General features: G+C 57.1%; 13 protein-coding genes and 1 pseudogene. 8 read left to right on the forward strand and 6 right to left on the reverse strand.

From position 1 onward, the window contains the following. Positions 1-464 precede the first annotated feature (464 nt). The 3 genes from aupA to ACGK9W_RS02980 all read left to right on the forward strand — a co-directional run bounded on the left by aupA (position 465) and on the right by ACGK9W_RS02980 (position 5,822). Positions 465-1,802, forward strand: coding sequence for an alkane uptake protein AupA (gene aupA / locus ACGK9W_RS02970; protein WP_008170331.1), 1,338 nt, complete (start codon positions 465-467; stop codon positions 1,800-1,802). An 11-nt stretch (positions 1,803-1,813) separates the two neighbouring features. Continuing rightward, positions 1,814-5,008: an Ig-like domain-containing protein gene (locus ACGK9W_RS02975; protein WP_039881818.1), complete on the forward strand. Its 3,195-nt coding sequence runs from the start codon at positions 1,814-1,816 to the stop codon at positions 5,006-5,008. Between the two features lie 688 nt (positions 5,009-5,696). Next, positions 5,697-5,822: a hypothetical protein gene (locus tag ACGK9W_RS02980; RefSeq protein ID WP_264622537.1), complete on the forward strand. Its 126-nt coding sequence runs from the start codon at positions 5,697-5,699 to the stop codon at positions 5,820-5,822. A 93-nt stretch (positions 5,823-5,915) separates the two neighbouring features. Here the strand turns inward: ACGK9W_RS02980 and ACGK9W_RS02985 are convergent. From ACGK9W_RS02985 to ACGK9W_RS03005, 5 genes and pseudogenes are all read right to left on the reverse strand, one after another. Beyond that, positions 5,916-8,961, reverse strand: a pseudogene (locus tag ACGK9W_RS02985) (efflux RND transporter permease subunit). Then, positions 8,958-10,010 (reverse strand): efflux RND transporter periplasmic adaptor subunit, encoded by a 1,053-nt coding sequence (locus tag ACGK9W_RS02990; RefSeq protein ID WP_008170319.1) that lies wholly within the window; start codon positions 10,008-10,010, stop codon positions 8,958-8,960. The pseudogene ACGK9W_RS02985 and the gene ACGK9W_RS02990 overlap by 4 nt, the downstream one beginning before the upstream one ends. A gap of 37 nt (positions 10,011-10,047) precedes the next feature. Beyond that, a complete protein-coding gene (locus tag ACGK9W_RS02995) occupies positions 10,048-10,950 on the reverse strand; it encodes an alpha/beta fold hydrolase (protein WP_008170317.1) in 903 nt (300 codons plus the stop codon). Further along, entirely contained in the window at positions 10,940-11,431 is a 492-nt protein-coding gene (locus ACGK9W_RS03000) for a PaaI family thioesterase (RefSeq protein ID WP_008170315.1), read from the reverse strand. The genes ACGK9W_RS02995 and ACGK9W_RS03000 overlap by 11 nt, the downstream gene beginning before the upstream one ends. Further along, positions 11,428-11,913, reverse strand: a complete 486-nt coding sequence (locus tag ACGK9W_RS03005) for a PaaI family thioesterase (RefSeq protein ID WP_008170314.1) — start codon at positions 11,911-11,913, stop codon at positions 11,428-11,430. The genes ACGK9W_RS03000 and ACGK9W_RS03005 overlap by 4 nt, the downstream gene beginning before the upstream one ends. Positions 11,914-12,171: 258 nt before the next feature. Here ACGK9W_RS03005 and ACGK9W_RS03010 point away from each other — a divergent pair, with 258 nt between their 5' ends. Continuing rightward, positions 12,172-12,786 (forward strand): TetR/AcrR family transcriptional regulator, encoded by a 615-nt coding sequence (locus tag ACGK9W_RS03010; protein WP_008170313.1) that lies wholly within the window; start codon positions 12,172-12,174, stop codon positions 12,784-12,786. Between the two features lie 41 nt (positions 12,787-12,827). On the opposite strand, the gene ACGK9W_RS03015 is transcribed toward ACGK9W_RS03010, so the two are convergent. Beyond that, entirely contained in the window at positions 12,828-13,895 is a 1,068-nt protein-coding gene (locus tag ACGK9W_RS03015) for an AraC family transcriptional regulator (protein WP_008170312.1), read from the reverse strand. Between the two features lie 129 nt (positions 13,896-14,024). On the opposite strand from ACGK9W_RS03015, the gene ACGK9W_RS03020 reads away from it, so the two are divergent. From ACGK9W_RS03020 to ACGK9W_RS03035, 4 genes are all read left to right on the forward strand, one after another. Then, a complete protein-coding gene (locus ACGK9W_RS03020) occupies positions 14,025-14,345 on the forward strand; it encodes a 2Fe-2S iron-sulfur cluster-binding protein (RefSeq protein WP_008170311.1) in 321 nt (106 codons plus the stop codon). Positions 14,346-14,359: 14 nt separating this feature from the next. Continuing rightward, complete coding sequence (locus tag ACGK9W_RS03025) at positions 14,360-15,772, forward strand: cytochrome P450 (RefSeq protein WP_008170310.1); 1,413 nt, start codon at positions 14,360-14,362, stop codon at positions 15,770-15,772. A gap of 17 nt (positions 15,773-15,789) precedes the next feature. After that, positions 15,790-17,427 carry a GMC family oxidoreductase gene (locus tag ACGK9W_RS03030; RefSeq protein WP_023011694.1) on the forward strand — a complete coding sequence of 546 codons (1,638 nt, stop codon included), beginning with the start codon at positions 15,790-15,792 and terminating at the stop codon, positions 17,425-17,427. An 84-nt stretch (positions 17,428-17,511) separates the two neighbouring features. Further along, complete coding sequence (locus ACGK9W_RS03035) at positions 17,512-18,762, forward strand: NAD(P)/FAD-dependent oxidoreductase (RefSeq protein WP_008170308.1); 1,251 nt, start codon at positions 17,512-17,514, stop codon at positions 18,760-18,762. Positions 18,763-18,900 lie beyond the last annotated feature (138 nt).

Consider the following 18,900-nt stretch of genomic DNA (forward strand, 5'->3'; position numbering starts at 1 on the left):
GGGTAGCCGCGCCGCTCTGGTGCGGCTACCGGGGGAGGAGAGCATGAATATATTGTAAAACGCAGAAGCGCATGCCCACTGATCGCTTTATTGGATTTGCCGGCTGTTGCTGAGGCTGAGTTAGGCTGATCGATTCCATTTTAATGTTCGCGCTGGACCTGTCTGGAATGTAACCCCTGCTTATACAGGTCTCTTTACAAGTTATAGGTTTTGACAACCCTCGAGATCCCCAGTACCGATAAGCCCGAGACTCACTCTAAAAAGTCGCAAAGTGCGAAATGTCAATCATGCATTTCAACTTCCGGCAATGGCAATGCCTGGCTCTACTGCCGTTAAGTTGCGTCAAGAAAGCCAGATTCCTGAAAGGACAAGCAACATATACTCCTATCCGAAACCAACGTGTGCCTTTCCCCAGACAGAAGCACCGGCGTATAGACAAAAACAAAGAGCTATGGAGTGTATTAATGGCGATCTTCCCCCGGTTTTCGGTAAGGGCGATATCCCTTACAGTTGCAATACTTTCCGCAGGATTCTCTCTTTCTGCCCAGGCCAGCATGGGCAACATCGGCACCACCTACGGGGTAATGGCGGTCGACGTGGCCACAGCTCAGTCTCTCTCAATGTTCAATGATCAGGTGTCTGCCACCTACTATAACCCTGCATATCTGACAAAAGATCCCAAGGGTGAGCTGACCGTTGGCCTGCTTCATGCTGAACAGGAACTAAGGGCGGAAAGCCCTCAGCGCAATAGCGATATACTCGCCGATTCTCCGAGCCAGCATGTGCTGATCGGCATGAAAACCAATCTCACCTCAATGACTCGTTCTGACCATCCGATCTATCTTGGCTTCATCGCGGGAGTGGAGAAATACGGCAAGGAACTGCTGGCTTTTTCTTCAAATACATCGGAAAGCGGCCAGTTCCTGGAGTACGGCAAGGAGCCCCTGTTCCTCAATATCGGTGCTGCCACCACTATCTGGCGTGGTATTGATGCCGGCATTTCGGCAAGGATCACGCTTGAAGCCAAAGCCGACCTCGATGCGATATCGAACCTCGCCGGTGAGACACAGCGTGAGCGCCTGTCTGTTAATGCCGAGCCCTCTGTAAAGTCAATTGTCAGTACCTCCATCAACTGGGGCAAAACCTTCTGCCCTGAAAATGGCTGTTGGTTGAGCGGCTGGGAAACGGCCCTGGCCTACCGGGCAAAATCAGCATCTTCCACTAGCGTCGATGCAAACATCATTGTCAGCCAGACGATTCCCGACCCGGGACTTGCCCTTGCGGTCACGACGATCGACTCCTTTCAGCCGGAAACCTGGGTCATCGGCACTCAGTATCAAGGTGACGGCTGGCGCATTGGCGGCAGTATCGAACAACAGAACTGGTCAGAACTGGAGGACGAATTTGCCGGCGACACCATTAAGGATCAGGCCAGCCTTTCCCCCGCTGCCCGGATGCAGTTTGACGACATCCTGGTCCCTCGTATCGGTGGCGAGTACAGGTTAAATGATAACTTCATGTTCCTTACTGGTGTCGCCTACAGAGAATCCCCCCTGAAAACCACTCGAAACCGGGAAGTTAACTACCTGGATACCGACAAGATCTCTATTGGACTTGGCCTCAGTGCAACGTACAACCGTACCCGTTTTCTGGCCTACCCCGTTCGCGTGGACCTCGGTTACCAGTATCAGATGCTGCAAAAGCGCGACTTCACCATTGTTGATTTCAACGGAAACGAAGAAGACGTTACTGCGGATGGCGATATTCACGTGTTCAGCGGCTCAGTTACGCTGAAATTCTGAAGAGGTGCGGCATGAAAAGAACAATTATTGCATTGAGTGTCACCACGTTACTCGCAGGCTGTGGCGGTGACGAGCAAACAATGACCCAAAGCTCAACACCCGGCTCGCTAATGTTTGCCTATCCGGCTGACTCAATGTCGTCAGGCAGTGATCAGCCCGATGTCACGTCCACCGTTCCCACAACGGCACCTGTTTTCCTGCGTTTCAACAAGTCCATCGACACACCGTTGACTGACATTCCCGATTCTCTGATCCTGAAGGATGCCACCGGAAACGAGGTTACCCTCACCGACGTGATGTTTACTGATGAAGACAAGATGGGGCTTGCGGCAAAGCCGGACAAGGCGCTTGCGCCGGGAACCAGCTACACCCTGACCTCAGAGGGCCTTCAGGCTGGCGGCACACCGGTGTCACTGACCGCAGATGGCATCAGATTCAGGACAGAACCGGCCACATCCGGCCCTATCCTGAGCCAGACCGAAGGCACCGGATTTGAACTGGCGCGAGCCATTCCGGACGGAGGGAACGACTACCCCGTCACGGACTTTACGACATTCCGGCTTCAGTTTACCGAGCCCCTCGACCCGCAATCGGTGGTTTACGGCCAGACCATCCGCCTGACGGACCAGGACGGTGAACCGGTGAATGCCGAAGTATACGCCAAGGGCCACCGGGTCACGGTGGATCCGGAAGGCTACCTGGATCCGGGCCTGACCTATAACCTGACCGTGACTACCGGCATCAAAAGCGCTCTGCTCGATGATGCCCTGTCCGAAGATCACACACTGACCTTCAACCCGATCGATTCCCGCTCCCCGACGGGCAAGCGCCAGATCATGGGCCAGGTAGCTGAAAGCATACCCGGCCAGTTGCCACTGACCGGTGCCGATTACAACTCGGTAAACCTGAGCTCCCTTCTTCTGGGCCCGAACAACCCGACCAGTGTCACCGGCACCGTGTTCGCGGAACTGGGCTTTATTCCCAAATTTGAAGCGGCGGGCCAGAGCATTCCCCTGAGGATCGACCGGGGCACCTTGCTCACCGGAAGCTCCGTGGTCGTCAAGGTCGCCGGCGCCGTGCCGGCCGGGTTCGAATCCGAAGCCGTCGAAGTTCGCTTTCTCTCGGATGCCAATGGTTTCCTGATGCCCAACCCCTATACCGATGCAGTGGATGCACCCCGGGTGCTCGAGCTCTACATCGATATGGCCCTGAATACCGGGAACACTGTTGCCAACGGCGCCCTTGGCCAACAGCTCATGCACGTGCAGCTCGTGGGCACCGCCATCGTCGAGGACGGCAAGCTGAGCATCGAAGCCGTTGGCGTTATTGAGCCGGACGTGATGGGTATTGACACGGCCTCAGGCCTGATCTCCTTCAAGCTGAACGGCTTCCGCAACGTCGAAGATGCCCCGCTGCAGGCCGACTTCGCGGACACCGAAGCGCCCTTCATCACGAGCTGGGTGCCCGGCACTGACAATCAGGCCAGGCTTCGCCCGGGCGACAATCTGGTGATCTACTTTAACGAACCGCTGCTCCCATCATCTATCAATTCCGACAACATTCAGCTGGAAAAGGATGGGGTGCTGGTTGATGCGAACCTGAAGGCCGATGGCGGCAGTGTGGTGATTCATCCGGCGGAACCATTGGTGCATGGCGCAAGCTACGTTCTCAGGCTCAATCCCAATGGGGCTTCGTCGCAAAACGGGTCCGGTTTGCGGGACCTGGCCGGAAACACCTTTGCCAGCCAGATTGCCCTGCCGTTCCAACTCAGCCCGACCGAGCCGGGCACGCCAATGGACCAGTCGCCGCTTGCGCTGATAACCCGGCCCGGTTATCCCTGCGCCAAAGCCGGCATTGATATCAACGCCGGCAACCAGGGACGTTGTGCCGGGGGCAAAGCCGATGACGACTTGCTCCCCCTTGGTCAACTCGAAACCGACAAGCCCATTATCGTCCGTTTTTCCCTTAACATGGACCCACAAACCATCGTCCCCGGCATCACTCTGACGGTTGAAAGGCAAACGGATACTGGCCAATGGGAGGAAATTGCGACCTCCGAATACACCCTCACGACCGAGCCACGGTCCCTGACCATTACGCCCCTGGTTCCGTGGGAGACAGGCAGCCTCTACCGCTATACGCTGAATGCCGCCAATGATGACAACTCAGTGATAAAGTCAACTGCGGGGCTGCCCCTGCAAACCGTCCTGCTCACCCAGGGTAAATGGGATGCAACCCACAGAACCGAGGGCGGCACGGCGCTGGTGAACTACTTCACCGGTATCGAGAAGAAGACTGCCACCTACCTGCCGCTGAGAAACCTGCCGGCGGCCGATGCCAATGCGGATCTGGACTATACAAAAGGTCTTGAGGCCGGCTCTCAAACAGGAGAAAGCGTTGCCAACGCGGTAGGCTTGGCATCCAATGGAGTCGAGTCACTGAATCCTCCTCAGCAAGATTCTCTTGTGGTTGACGCTGAAATTGGATGTGAAGTCGGGCAAAGCTGCCGGGAAGACAAATTCATTTATCTGACAGCCATGCTTGATACCTTCGTGGCAGGAACACCGGACGACCAGGGCAGGGTACCGGTGGAAATTTCGCCATCTGTGTTAGCCACCACATCCAGCGATGTGTGGGTCAAAATAGATACTGCGTTACTGGATGCATTTGCAAGCATTGGGCTTGCAGACACCGGCATTGAGGCTAACGAAAGTATCTCGACCGGTCCGCTCATGATGCGCATAAGATACCCAAGGGATGAAAAGGGGAATGTCAAACCGCTGACGGGCTTTCTATACACCAATGAGCAGGGCCAGTTTACCTTCGAGCTCAGTCTGGACGTATATCTGGATGCACCTTACCTCAACCCAAGCATTGGCCCGGCCGAGCTTGACCATAACCTGCGCAGCTATCCCATTCAGGACCTGGGTGGTGACCGCTTGACGCTGAGAGGGCCTGTGACCTTTCTCCAGGATGGCCGCATACAGATCCAACTGCTTAATGTCGAGAGGGTCCCGATTGACGTTGAAGTGCGAGGAGATATTACGCTCAACTCGAATAATGTAAGTGGTATATGCAGTCTGGTTCCTAACCTTTGTAACCCGATCATCAATCTTTTGGGGCTGAATGCAGACACCGTTATCCATCTTGAAATCCCTCAAGGTAAGCTTTCTCTCACCTATCTCTCACCAACCACACAGCAGTAACCCCAAGAAGCCCTGGTTCAACAGCCAGGGCTTTTTGCTTCAGCCTGAGAAAATCGAAGGGAAGATTGCAGTCAGGGAGGCCGTTTTGACCAGGAGGGGTGGATTGCACTCACAAAGCCACTGCGATGCCCTATTTTCCTACCTCAGAGGCTTGAGCATTTAAATATTCCAACAGATCATTCAAGCTGTGATGATACATGCCGTAGAACTTCTCCAGCTCAGCCAGTTTGGCCCGATTGCGGTCATTCGTGATCGTCGACCTGGCTTCCGCGACGACCGATTTTGCGGTCTGATATCTTTTTATCTGGCCTTCCAGGAAAGCAGCATAAGGGTTGGGACGAATTGAAAAAATCCTGCCGTTCACCTAACGCTGAACGACGTTCGACAATGCCCAACCGTTCAAGAAAGCAGGTATTCGTACTCACGCTGGTCTTACTGACGCGCAATAGTCCTACCAACTCTGACGAACTGACCGGGTCATCAGACACGATGAGGACCGCCCAGATTTCTCCTCCTATACGAGAAAGCCCGTCTGATTGGGCTAACTGGCCCATGCGTTCAATAAAGCGCGTATCTGATTCAGTGAGTGTTTTCATAGTTAAAGGGGCCATGCGGACCCTGCCAAACCAGCGCATCTGAACGCGTCTTGGCGCTTTTCCAGGCGGCTGGTGTTCAGGGTCCGTCGGAAATGTGCCAGAGCAAACCCGAAAAGGGCAGCCCCGACAAAGGCGATGGCCAGGAACTGCGGCCAGACGGTGGCGAAGCCCGCGCCACGATAAAGGATCGCCTGGGCCAGCATGATGTCCCGGACTGAACTTCACGGATGAGCGGGCTATAAGCGTTGCCCTCCCGGGTGATTTCGTCAGTCACTCTAATAACATGTTCCAGTCTAAACTGTGGGGCCGATCTAATCTAAGCATTCGCTCTTTAACCGAAACCAGAGGGCATAAAGCGCCGGGACAAACAATAGCGTAATCAGAGTGCCGACCGCTACGCCACCGATAAGCACATAAGCCAGCGGCCCCCAGAACAGGTCAAAGGTCAGAGGTACAAACGCCAGAACGGCCGCCAGGGCGGTGAGTACCACGGGGCGGGCACGCTGGACTGCCGCTTCGACAACGGCTTCCCGGGCAGCCATTCCTGCTTTGAAGTTGTCCTGCACCTGCTGCGTCAGAATCATGGTGTTTCGCATCAGGATGCCGCCCAGGCCAATCAACCCCAGCAGCGCGGTAAAGCCAAAGGGTTGATTAAACAGCAGCAGAGCCAGCACAGCCCCAATCAGCCCCAGTGGCGCGGTGGCAAGAACAGTCAATGTGCCGATAAATGAACGCATCTGAAGCATGATAAAGATCAGCATCAACGCCAACATCACCGGTTGTAATGTCTGGATTGAAGCATTGGCTTTGGCTGATTGTTCCACCGTACCGCCAATTTCAATACGGTAACCCTCCGGCAACTGTTCACGCAGGGCTGTCATCGCACTCCAGATTTCCTTGGTGACATCCGGTGGCTGGGCACCTTCTACATCGGCCTGAACGGCCAGGAAGGGGTCACGGTTGTAACGCTTTATGACGGGGTCCTCGTAACGAACCTGCCACTTGCCCAGTTGCTGTACGGAAAGTTTGCGGCCGTCGCGGGTTTTGATCTCAAGATCTTCCGGCATGATCACTTCGCCACGTGCATTACGCGCCACCAGTTGAACGCTCCTTATGCCCTGGCGCAGTTCGGTGACGGCCACTCCGCGAAGTTGGAACTGGAGTTGCCGGGCAACCTCTGCCGGGGTCAGGCCCATCCAACCCAGATTTTCCGGGTCCATATCAAGATAGAGCGTGGGTACGCGCTCGTCCCATTCGAGATGCGGCATGACGATGTTCGGATGCCCGGTCATGAGAGTCCGGATCTGGTGCGCGATCTCTCTGAGCTGATCGGCTTCCGGACCCAGCACACGAAAACTGACCGGCCAGACCACCGGCGGACCGTACAGCAAACGCGTTACACGCACTCGTGCCTCCGGAAATTCACCCGCCGCGATTCTGGCTTCCAATGCCGAGATGATGCGATCGCGCCCTTCAACGTCCTCCCCAATGGCAATCAACTTGGCAAATGCCGGGTCCGGCTGCTCGGGGTTGGCCGATACGAAGAATCGCGGTGCACCGGCTCCGATGTAAGCGGAAAGGCTTTTCACCTCCGGCATGTCCATCAGAATTGCTTCCAGGCGTCTGACACTTTGATCCGTGGTGGCAATAGCGCTCCCCTGCGGAGCATAGACACTGATCAGAACTTCAGGGCGATCAGAACTGGGAAAAAATTGCTTCTGCACCTGGGTTGCCATCCCGAAAGCACTGATCGCCAGCAAACCCACTGTGATAAAAACGACGGTTTTCCGGTACTGAACACACGCTGTGATCACCCCACGCAACCGCTGATAAAACGCGCTTTGGTAAAGGTCCTGGCCCATATGCCCGGTGTAATCGGGCAAGAGCTTGACGCCCAGATAAGGCGTAAAAGTTACCGCCACCACCCAGGAAATCAACAACGAAAAAGCCAGCACCCAGAAGATGTTGCCGGTGTATTCTCCCACTCCGGACTGGGCAAATCCGATGGGGACAAATCCGGCCACCGTCACCAGCGTACCGAACAGCATGGGCGCGGCGGTTACGCTCCAGGCATGACTGGCTGCCCGTACCCGGTCCCAGCCGCTCTCCATCTTCACGATCATCATTTCAATGGCGATGATCGCATCGTCCACTAACAGACCCAGTGCGATAATCAACGCACCCAGGGTGATGCGGTCCAGGTTTATGCCCGCCATTTTCATCAACAAGAAAGTCAGGCCGAGGGTCACAGGAATCGCAATGCCCACCACCAAACCCGCGCGCAGACCGATCGCCAGTATGCTGACCCCCATCACGACGACCAACGCAACCAGAAACTTGACCTGAAAAAGATCAACCGCCTGAGTGATGGCTTCCGCCTGATCGGTCAGGGTCTGTATTGACATTCCCAGCGGCAGCCTGCCCTGTTCGGCACTGACAAACTCGCGCAGCCGCTCACCAAACTCCAGGCCATTTTCACCCGCGCGCATGACGACACCTAACAGGATCGCATCCTCACCGTTGGAGCGGACGATGTAGCTCAAAGGATCTTCATAACCTAAACGCACCTCGGCCAGATCAGACACGGTGATAAGCTGGTCTCCGATACGCAGAGGTACTGAGGTGAGGCGCTCAAGGTCAGACAGGTCGATGTTGCTGCGGACATAAACCCGCGGGCCGGCAAGATCAACAAAGCCAAGAGGCTGAAGACGGTTGTTGGCCTCTATCGCCTGCAACACCTCTTCTGCCGACAAACCGAGGTTGTTGAGCCGGTCCTGATCAAATTCGAGATACACCCGCTCAGGACGCTCCGCCAGGAGCTGTGCTTTTTGCAAGCCGGGCAGCCGTTGCAGGCGATCCCGTATCGATTCTGCCTCGCGGGTCAGTTCACGCATCGGCAGCCCAGGTGCCGTCAGGGCAAGCAGGGAGAAATACACATCCGCGAAATCGTCGTTGACGATGGGGCCGATCACCCCCCCGGGGCAGGTTGGATTGCTCATCGAGCATGCGTTTGCGGACCTGATAAAAGAGATCAGGCACTTTTTCGCTGGGCGTCGAATCCTGGAATCGGATAACCATGGCGGCCTGCCCGGGCCGAATGGTTGTTTCAATGGTATCGGTATACGCCACCTCCTGAATTTGCTTTTCCAGACGATCCACGACCTGATTCTGCAGCACCTCGGGGGTTGCTCCTGGCCAGACGACAGAAACCACCATCGCCCGGACGGTGAACGCAGGGTCTTCCGCCCGACCAAGGGAGGAGAACGCGTAGAAACCGGCAACAACGGACAGCAAAAGAAAAAAGAGGGTGACCGAACGCTCGCGCACTGCCAGCGCGGAAAGATTCGGTAAGCTCATTGAGCCAGCTCCTGCACCGCCATGCCAGGCGTGAGCAGGTGTGTCCCCAACGCGACGATGGGCGTTCCCGCGTTGATATCGGCCTTGATCTGCGCATACTCTTCACCCAGATCGATCACCTCGACCGCAAGGGGCTTCACCGTGCCATCGGAGACCAACCAGACCTGTGGCGTTTGCCCTCTCTCATCGAGGGCACCCAGCGGTACGCGATGGCTGGGCGCGGTTTGCTTCTGTGCTAACCGGACACTCACCACCGAACCCAGAGTTAAAGACGAGGGGTAGGGCCCCTCCAGGCTGTATCGGGCACGCCAGCTCCGGCTTGCGGGGTCGGCAGCCCCGGCAATCTCTCTCAGGCTCACAGCAAGCTGTTCGCCAGTGGGCAAAGGAACATAACCGCGCCTGGGCGGGTTACTGCCCTCTGGTAAAAAAACCTCGACTTCCAGCGATTGATCTTCGGCCAGAACGGCAAGGGTTTGACCGACACCCACAACCTGGCCGGGTTCAACGATGACCTCAGTGACCACGCCTGCATGGGCGGCTTTCAGTTCCGCATACCCCAAGGCATTCTGAGCCTGCTGATTGCGTGCAGAAGCCGTTTGCACCTGGCTGCGCGCCTCACGCTCTGCCAACTCAAGGCGTTGCAGGGTTTGTTCGCTGACAAACTGACGCCCCACAAGTTGCTGCTGGCGCTGGAGCTCATTGGTGGTAATTGCCAGGGCCGCTTCTGCACGCTTCAGATCCGCCGCGGCTCCCTCCGCCGTTGCTACAAGGTCTCGTGTATCGAGTTTGAACAGTAAGTCGCCTTTTTCCACGCGTTGACCGGCATCAATGTAACGATGTTGAATCCGACCGGCGATCTGAAAGGCCTGAGGAACTTCGTGGCGGCCTCGCAGGGTTCCTGAAAATCTGTGCGCTGTTGGGCCGGCGTCCTTTAGTTCAACTGTTTTTACCCAGGGGATAGGGGCGCGGGCCTGTGGGGGCGGTTCCGAAGACTGCTGACAACCAGACAGAATGAGCAGCGAGATAAACAGTGTCAGCATACAGCGCATGGCAGGTGTCCCGATTAGCAAAATCAAGGTGTGGGTATCAGTTCTCGCGGTGTCCGGACAACGCAAGTTGCAGGATGGCATCGCGAACGGTTTCGTTCTGCTCCATGGGCAGGAAGTGGGTCGTACCTTCAAGAACCATGACGTCAGCCCGGGGCAGCAGGGTCTGCAGGCGTTTTCGCGCCGCCGGCGAGAAGGTTGACCCGCGCTCCGCCGCCAGCGCGATAACCGGGCACCGCAACTGACGAATACCGGGCCAGGGGTTGTGTTCGGTATGGGCAAAGGTGGTGCTCTCCCACTCCGGCGCACACGCCAGGCGAACTTGATCGTCCTGCGGCAGAAAAGCGTGTTGGATGTAGGCCTCCAGCCATGCATCGGGCCAGGTCTTGAAGCCACCGCGGCCACGATAGTTGTCCAGCGCAGCAGCGTGCGAGTCGAATACCCGGCGCCGACGTGCGGCTCCGGCGGCCAGTGACAACCGATGTGACTGGCGTAGCAGCTTGGCCAGCCACAGCTTCAGGCCCTGCCCCGGATCCATGATCACCGGTTCCGCCAGAATCAGGCCCAGCACTTTGTCTGGCCGTCGGGCAGCGGCCATGATGCTGGTGGTGGCACCGATGGAATGGCCGGCGAGCCAGACCGGCTCGTCCAGGCTATCCAGCAGAGCGATCATGTCGCGATAGTAGGTTTCCCAGCCCCGGAATGTCGAAAAGTTCGCCGCACCGGCGCTGGCCCCGTGCCCCCGCATGTCCCAGGCCAGGACATTGACGTCCGTGGCAAGCTCATCAAGGAGGGGGCGGTACAGGCGGCCATGGAAACCCGTTGCATGGGCCCAGTGCACCGTGGGGCGCGCTTTGGATTGCGGCCAACGCCACAGTGCGATCTCCGCGCCATCCGGCGCCTGGAATTGGTCGCGTTCAGGGTTGTTGTGCTTATTGTTCATGAAGATCTGCTTCTTTGGCCGCCATTGTCGGGAGCAACAACTGAACCTGACCGCTGGCGATCGGTTTGCGCTTATCGCCCTGCCAGCAAGTCACCCGGACCAGGCTGCTCCGCCTGCCTTGCCGGACAATTTCGGCGCTGGCGAACGTCGATCGGGCCTGCGCGGAGCGGAGGTAGTTAATGTGGCTGTCGAGAATGCGTGGGCAACGTTTGTCGGTATCCTGGCTTTGCGCAGCGACCCGCGCGGTGAGTTCGATCAGGGCGCCAAGCACGCCGCCATGGAGGGCGGGTAGCATAAAGTTGCCAATGAGCGCTTCACGACACGGCATATGAACCACTAGACCTACATCGTCGCGTTGAACCTCAAGCCCAAGGTGCCGTGCGTAGGGAATGCGCTCCAGCAGAGCCTGCCAGTCGGAACATTCTTTCCCGCTTTCGGTAGGGCCTGAGATGGGTTGTGCCGAATCGCCAGTCGTGCTCATGCGCCCTCCTTTTTTCGTCCACCGGCCTGGAATCGCTGGCCCTGGGTGTTGCGCATGAAGGTGGCGTTTGCCGTCGCTAACAGTGCACTATCGCTCTCGCTGAGGATGTCGCAATGGATGAACGCGACCTCGTCCGTTAAATGACGACAGGTGGCCACCGCCAAGAGGGCACGGTCGCCGATGGCGGGCCGCAGATAATCCATGCGCAGATCCAGCGTGGCAATGGGCATCAACTCCAGGGCCCCCGCGAATACCGCCAAGCCTCCGGCGGAGTCGGCCAGCGAGTAGAGCACGCTGGTGCAGATTTCTTGTGTATCCTCTTCGGCGAACATCCACGGCTGTGGGGTCAGGCGCATGCAGACCTGGTTTCCGTTCACAGAGACAACCTGCATACCCAGATCCCTGCCGTGGGGAACCTGTTCGGTAAACTGCCACGCCGTCGTCACAGCGTCACTGTGCTGAGCTCTGTTCGACTCCGTCATCAGATATGCCCACCCCGGTTTGCATTTCGCGCAGGGGTGGAAGTGGCGGGAAACAGCTGATTGTCATAGGTCATTGCCATGTCAGTTTCTTCCGAATAACATTGTTGCTGGATTTTGGTTGGTTAACCAACCAAAAGTCAAGAATCTGTTGAGGCAAATGGCACGCCACCCGTGCAATGGCGTACGATCAGTGTAACAAGTCAGGTGGTGGCCGCTCTGATGAATAACGAACTGGCTTGCTGAGGAGATACTTAAGCGATGGTTAACAGACAGATGACTCCTGCAAGCAAACTGGGCGACCAGGGCGACGTTTTGTCTAACGCAGCCCGGCTTTTTCGTGAGAAAGGCTTTGAAAGGACGTCGCTCAAGGAGATTGCCGAGGCCTGCAATATGCTGCCCGGAAGTCTGTATTATCGTTACAACAGCAAGGAAGCGCTGCTTGTCGAGCTGATGCGCCGGGGGGTGGACCTGGTTACCGCAGAGGTCGAGTCGGCTTACGCCAGTTCGGATGACCCGGTTGAACGGTTGCGTCTTTGTATCAAAGCGCATCTGCGAGCCCTGTTGGTAGATTCGGACGCGGTTTACGTGCTGCTGTTTGAATGGCGAGCGCTGGGCCCGGAGGCTCGCGAGGAAATCATCGAACTGCGTGACCAATACGAGTCCCTGTGGGCTGAGATCCTCGAAACAATGATTGAACAGGGCGTGATCCGGAAGAATGTTGACGGCCGTTTGCTCCGCCTGATCGGCCTTGGGGCGCTCAACTGGGTTGCAACCTGGTTCGACCCGAACGGGGCTCATTCACTCGACGCCATTGGCGACTTGATCTGGCAGATCGCTATGGACGGTGTGATCAATAAAGGGGGTCAGGCATAGGTTCTGGCTTCACAAACGCAAGTAGCCTCTGTTTATGATCGCTAATCATGCGGATGCACGGTTTGTGATCTGACATTTTGCCTGAATTGCTCAGGCGACTGGTCAAACCAGCGCTTGAAGGCGCGTCTGAAATTGGCACTGTCGTGATAGTTCATCAACGCGGCAATGGCCTCGATTGACAGCTGGCTGTCACGCAAGTAGGTCGCTGCCTGCTGGGACAGAATCTCGTCGCGAACTTTCCGAAAACCGCTGCGTTCCTGTTTGAGTTTGCGTGCCAGGGTGCGTTTGCTCATGAACAACGAGGCCGCTGCTTCGTCTTCACTGAGCGTTCCGGGCGGTCGGGACAACATCATCATCTTCAGCTGGGTCTGATAGCTCGGTTTATCCGACTGAAGTTGCGCAAGCATCGATTCACACTGTTGCAAGGCCAGACGATAGTTTTCGTGATTGGCGGAGGCATTCGGTTCCCGACACAACGACATCGGCAACGTAAGTTTTAACTGGTCGCAATCAAAGCGAATCTGCCCGGGCAAAAAATCGGCATACATTGCCTGATACGGGGGTTCAGGATGAGCGAAGCATATTTCAGCCTCATGCAAAGGGCGACCAATTATAAACTCGCCAAATTCAAAAAGGGCCTTAACCATCGCATCCGACAGGCACCGCTGTATGTCATCGTCCAGCGACTCCTGGTAGTCCAGAATACATTCCAGGCGCTCGTTGACTTGCCGCAAATGCAGTTGGATGAAGCTCGCGCGCGTGGGCAGAAAAGTATGAATCGCTTGCAGCGCAGTGAGAAAGTCGGGGCTGCTGTAGGCCACGAATCCCATCGCACCATGGGTTGCCGGGGTCAGTCGCTTGCCTAGCCATAACCCTAATTCCGGCTGGCCGGACAGATCCAGTGCGTTGCGCAGAATCCGCACCTGCTGCGCTGCGGTAAGCAGGCTTTCCTCGCTCAGGAATTGCGTCACACCAAGCCCGGTGCCGAGCAGCAGACGTGGCAGTTGTTTGGCTGTTAAATCGAGCTCACGTGCAATGAGCCGTGAGTAATTCGATGGAATGCCGGGACCGGGTTTTTGCAAATCACCCGTCTTCTGCGTCGTCATCATTGATCTTCCCCGTCCTGAATGAACGTCATTTTGTCTTTAAATGACCTCAGCTTGTCAAGAAATGACCTGACAGGAGTGTCGTTAGACAGACAATATCTATTACTGAAAACTACTGGCAGGAGAACAATATTGGGCAAGATTACTTTTATAGAACATGATCAAACTGAACATGTCGCTGAATTCAAAGCTGGTTCCTCGGTAATGCAAATCGCCGTTGACAATCTGATTCCCGGTATTGACGGGGATTGTGGGGGAGAGTGTGCCTGTGGTACCTGCCACGTCATCGTCTCGGACGATTGGTTCAGAAAGACAGGTACGCCTGGTGGTGAGGAAGAGCAAATGCTGTCAATGACCCCGGAGCGGGCAAGCACTTCGCGCCTGGGCTGCCAGGTGGTCATTACTGATGAAATGGACGGCATGACCGTGCATTTACCCGAGTTCCAGATGTGAACATAGGAGGACGCATGCCAACACTGTCCAAAACATTTGACGACATTCAGTCCCGAGTGATTAATGCTACCTCCAGGGTGGTGCCGATGCACAGGCAGATCCAGGGGCTGAAACTGTTAATGGGCGCCAAGAAGAAGGCCTTCGGCCCACGCCGGCCCGTGCCCGAATTTGTTGAATCAGCCATCCCGGACGTTAACACGCTGGCCCTTGAGGACATCGATGTCAGCAATCCGTTTTTATATCGGCAGGATCAGTGGCGCGCCTATTTCAAACGGTTGCGTGATGAGGCTCCGGTCCATTACCAGAAGAACAGCCCCTTCGGCCCCTTCTGGTCGGTGACTCGCTTTGAAGACATCATGTTCGTGGATAAGAGTCACGACCTGTTTTCCGCCGAGCCGCAAATCATTCTGGGTGACCCTCCAGAGGGACTGTCGGTGGAAATGTTCATAGCGATGGATCCGCCAAAACACGATGTGCAGCGCAGCTCGGTACAGGGCGTGGTGGCACCGAAGAACCTGAAGGAAATGGAGGAGCTGATCCGATCGCGTACCGGCGATGTGCTTGACAGCCTGCCTCTGGGCCAGCCCTTCAACTGGGTGCCCACTGTATCGAAGGAACTCACCGGTCGCATGCTCGCAACCCTTCTGGATTTTCCTTACGAGGAACGTCACAAGCTGGTGGAGTGGTCGGATCGAATGGCCGGTGCAGCCTCGGCGACCGGCGGCGAGTTTGCCGATGAAGAGATCATGTTTGACGACGCAGCAGACATGGCCTGGTCTTTCTCCAAGCTTTGGAGGGATAAAGAAGCGCGCCGCGCGGCGGGCGAAGAGCCCGGTTTCGATTTGATCAGCCTGCTACAGAGCAACGACGACACCAAAGATCTGATCAATCGCCCGATGGAGTTTATCGGCAATCTGACGCTGCTTATCGTTGGCGGCAATGATACCACTCGCAACTCAATGAGTGGTGGCCTGGTGGCCATGAACGAATTCCCAAAGGAGCTCGAAAAACTGAAGGCAAAACCGGAACTGATTCCGAACATGGTGTCGGAAATCATCCGCTGGCAAACGCCGCTGGCCTATATGCGCCGAGTCGCCAAGCAAGATGTTGAGCTGGGCGGCCAGACCATCAAAAAGGGCGATCGCGTTGTGATGTGGTACGCCTCGGGCAACCGTGACGAGCGCAAGTTCGAGGACCCCGATCACTTCATTATCGATCGCAAGGACGCACGAAACCATATGTCATTTGGCTACGGTGTTCACCGTTGCATGGGCAACCGCCTGGCGGAATTGCAACTGCGTATCCTATGGGAAGAGATTCTCAAACGCTTTGACAAGATCGAAGTCGTCGGCGAGCCGGAGCGCGTGCAGTCCAACTTCGTGCGGGGCTATTCGGAGCTGATGGTCCAGCTGACACCAAAAAGTTAATGAACAGGCTGACCAGGATGACGACCGAACAATTTGACTATGTCGTGGTTGGCGCGGGCTCGGCCGGATGTGCTGTCGCCAGCCGCCTGTCGGAGAGCGGTCGCCATTCTGTGCTGCTGCTTGAAGCCGGTCCGGAGAGCCGCCGCAACCCTTTCGTGAACATGCCGCTGGGTTTCCTGCAGCTGATGTTCAGCCGCCGCTACAACTGGCAGTTCAATACCGAACCGCAGCGTCACATGCACGACCGGGCGCTTTTTCAGCCGCGGGGCAAGATGCTTGGCGGTTCCAGCGCCATGAACGCGCAGGTCTATATTCGCGGGCATGCCCGGGACTACGACGAGTGGGCACGGCTGGGGTGCAACGGGTGGTCATACGCCGAGGTGTTGCCCTACTTCCGCCGATCGGAACATTTCGAGCCCAAACTTACGCTGAATGAGGCAGAATTTCATGGTCAGGGTGGTCCGCTGAACGTTGCCGAGCGGCGCTATACCAATCCGCTGAGCATTGCGTTTGTCGAGGCGGCAACCCAGGCGAAGTACCGGCTCAATACAGATTTCAACGGCAGTGAGCAGGAGGGCGTGGGCTTCTACTACGCCTACCAGAAAGACGGCACACGCTGTAGCAATGCGCGGGCGTATCTGGAACCCGCTGCGGGGCGCTCCAACCTGACGGTTTGCAGCGGCGCGCATGTCACCCGGGTGCTACTCGAAGGCACCCGCGCCACCGGTGTCGAATACCGCGATACAACGGGGCAGACGCAGGTTCGTGCCAGGCGCGAAGTTGTGCTCTGCGGCGGCGCGTTCAACTCGCCGCAACTGCTGATGCTGTCCGGGGTCGGTCCGCGGGAGGAACTGTCCCGGCATGGCATAGAACTGCGCCATGCGTTGGAGGGCGTCGGGCAGAATCTCCAGGATCATATCGACGTGTTCGTGCGCGTCAGCGCCCGCAGCCGCCAAAGCATCTCGATGCATCCGAGCTACTGGCTCAAGGGGCTGTGGGGCGCTCTGACGTATCTGAGCGGCCGGCGGGGCGTGCTGTCGAGCAACGGCGCCGAGGCCGGCGGGTTCATCCGCTCCCGGCCCGAGGAGCCGATACCCGACCTGCAGCTGCACTTCGCGCCAATGCTGTACGACGATCACGGGCGAGACCTGAAGACCGCGATGAGCGGTTATGGCTACGCGGTGATGATCTACGGGCTCAGGCCATCGTCGCGCGGGCGCGTCGGTCTGCACAGTGCCGACCCGTTTGCGGCGCCGCTGATCGACCCCAACTACATGGCCGAGTCCGCCGATGTCGAGCGACTGGTACGCGGGGTACATCTGGTGCGCAGAATCCTGGCGCAGGCGGCCTTTGCCCCGCACCACGAGGTTGAGGTCTCGCCCGGGCCGGCGCTCCAGAATGACGACGATCTCGCCGCATGGGTACGGCGCAGCGGTGAATCAGCGTACCACCCGGTTGGCACCTGCAAGATGGGTGTTGATCCGATGGCGGTGGTCGATCCGCGCCTGCGCGTGCATGGCCTGCAATGCCTGCGGGTGGTCGATGCCTCCATCATGCCGACGCTGGTCGGCGGAAACACCAATCAGCCGGCAACCATGATCGGCGAGAAAGGCGCCGCGATGATACTTGAGGATGCCGGGGAGACGGTCGGCTAGCGCTGCGGGGGGCATCCCGGCGCACAGCTGGCATCCGGACTTCTGATCAATCTGATCCCAGAGAACAACAGGCAGAGACAGACTATGGCAAACCAACAGAAAGAGACGACAGTCATCGTTGGCGGCGGGCACGCAGCGGGTGCGCTCCTGACAACCCTGCTGCAAAAAAAATATCAACAGGAAGTGATTCTGGTGGGCGAAGAACCACATCCACCCTATCAGCGGCCGCCCCTGTCCAAGAACTATCTGGCAGGAGAGGTTGATCAGGCGTCGCTGTACCTGAAGCCGCGCTCGGTGTACGAGAACGCCGGCCATCAGTTGCGGCTTGGTGTGCGTGCCGAACAGATTGATCGGGACAACAGGACCATCAGCCTGTCGGACCAGAGCACATTGAAATACGATCGACTGGTTCTGGCCACGGGGTCCCACGTCCGAAGCCTGAACGCACCCGGGGCTGACCTGGAGGGCATTTATTATCTGCACGACATAGCTGACTCGGATGCCCTGCGTGAAGAATTGCTCCCGGGGAAGCGCCTGGTCATCGTGGGTGGTGGTTACATTGGACTTGAGGTGGCAGCCAGTGCCACCAAAAAAGGCGTTAATGTCACAGTACTGGAAGCGGCCGAGCGTCTTATGCAGCGTGTAACAGGCCCGGAAATCTCAGAGTTTTTTTACACCAAACACAGCAGCGCCGGCGTGGATCTGCGGCTGAACACGGCGGTAACCGGTTTCGAAGCGGGCGATCAGGGGCATGTGGCTGGCGTGACCTTGGCGAGCGGCGGCACTGTACCGGCCGACATCGTGCTCGTTTCAGTGGGTGTTGTGCCGGAAACCGCCCTGGCTGAGGCCGCCGGCCTGCCCTGTGATGACGGCATTATTGTTGACGAGTTTACCCGCACAGAAGATCCCGCCATCCTGGCGATCGGCGACTGTACCCGCCACCGGAATCTTTTCTTCGAGAAGATGCAGCGCCTTGAATCTGTCGCCAACGCGGTTGATCAGGCCCGGACAGCGGCGGCAACCCTGATGGGCGAGGAGAAACCCTATAACAGCGCTCCATGGTTCTGGTCGAACCAATATGACGTGCGTCTGCAGATGGTGGGGTTGTCGCAACATCATGATCAGCGTGTGCTGCGCGGAAGCCCGGAAGACAAGGGATTTGCGGTGTTCTATCTCCGCGATGGCTGTGTCATTGCTGTTGATGCGGTCAACCTGCCCATCGCTTTTATGGTCGGCAAGACCCTCGTTCAACAACGCAGGCAGGTCAATCCTGAAATGTTGAAGGATCCGGATATTGAACTGAAGTCCTTGGTGAGCGGTCAGTCCATAAATTGAAATTGACGACCGAGTAGAGCTGTGCCCTTAGTTTGCCCAAAATTGCGAAAGCAATGCACAACTCATACGGCCTATGGATATCATATCCTACGACCGACAGCTTTCAGTGAGCGCAAAGGATGCGTGAGCCACAACCGG

The organism is Marinobacter flavimaris, from assembly GCF_045057155.1.
Classification (GTDB): Bacteria; Pseudomonadota; Gammaproteobacteria; order Pseudomonadales; family Oleiphilaceae; genus Marinobacter; species Marinobacter manganoxydans.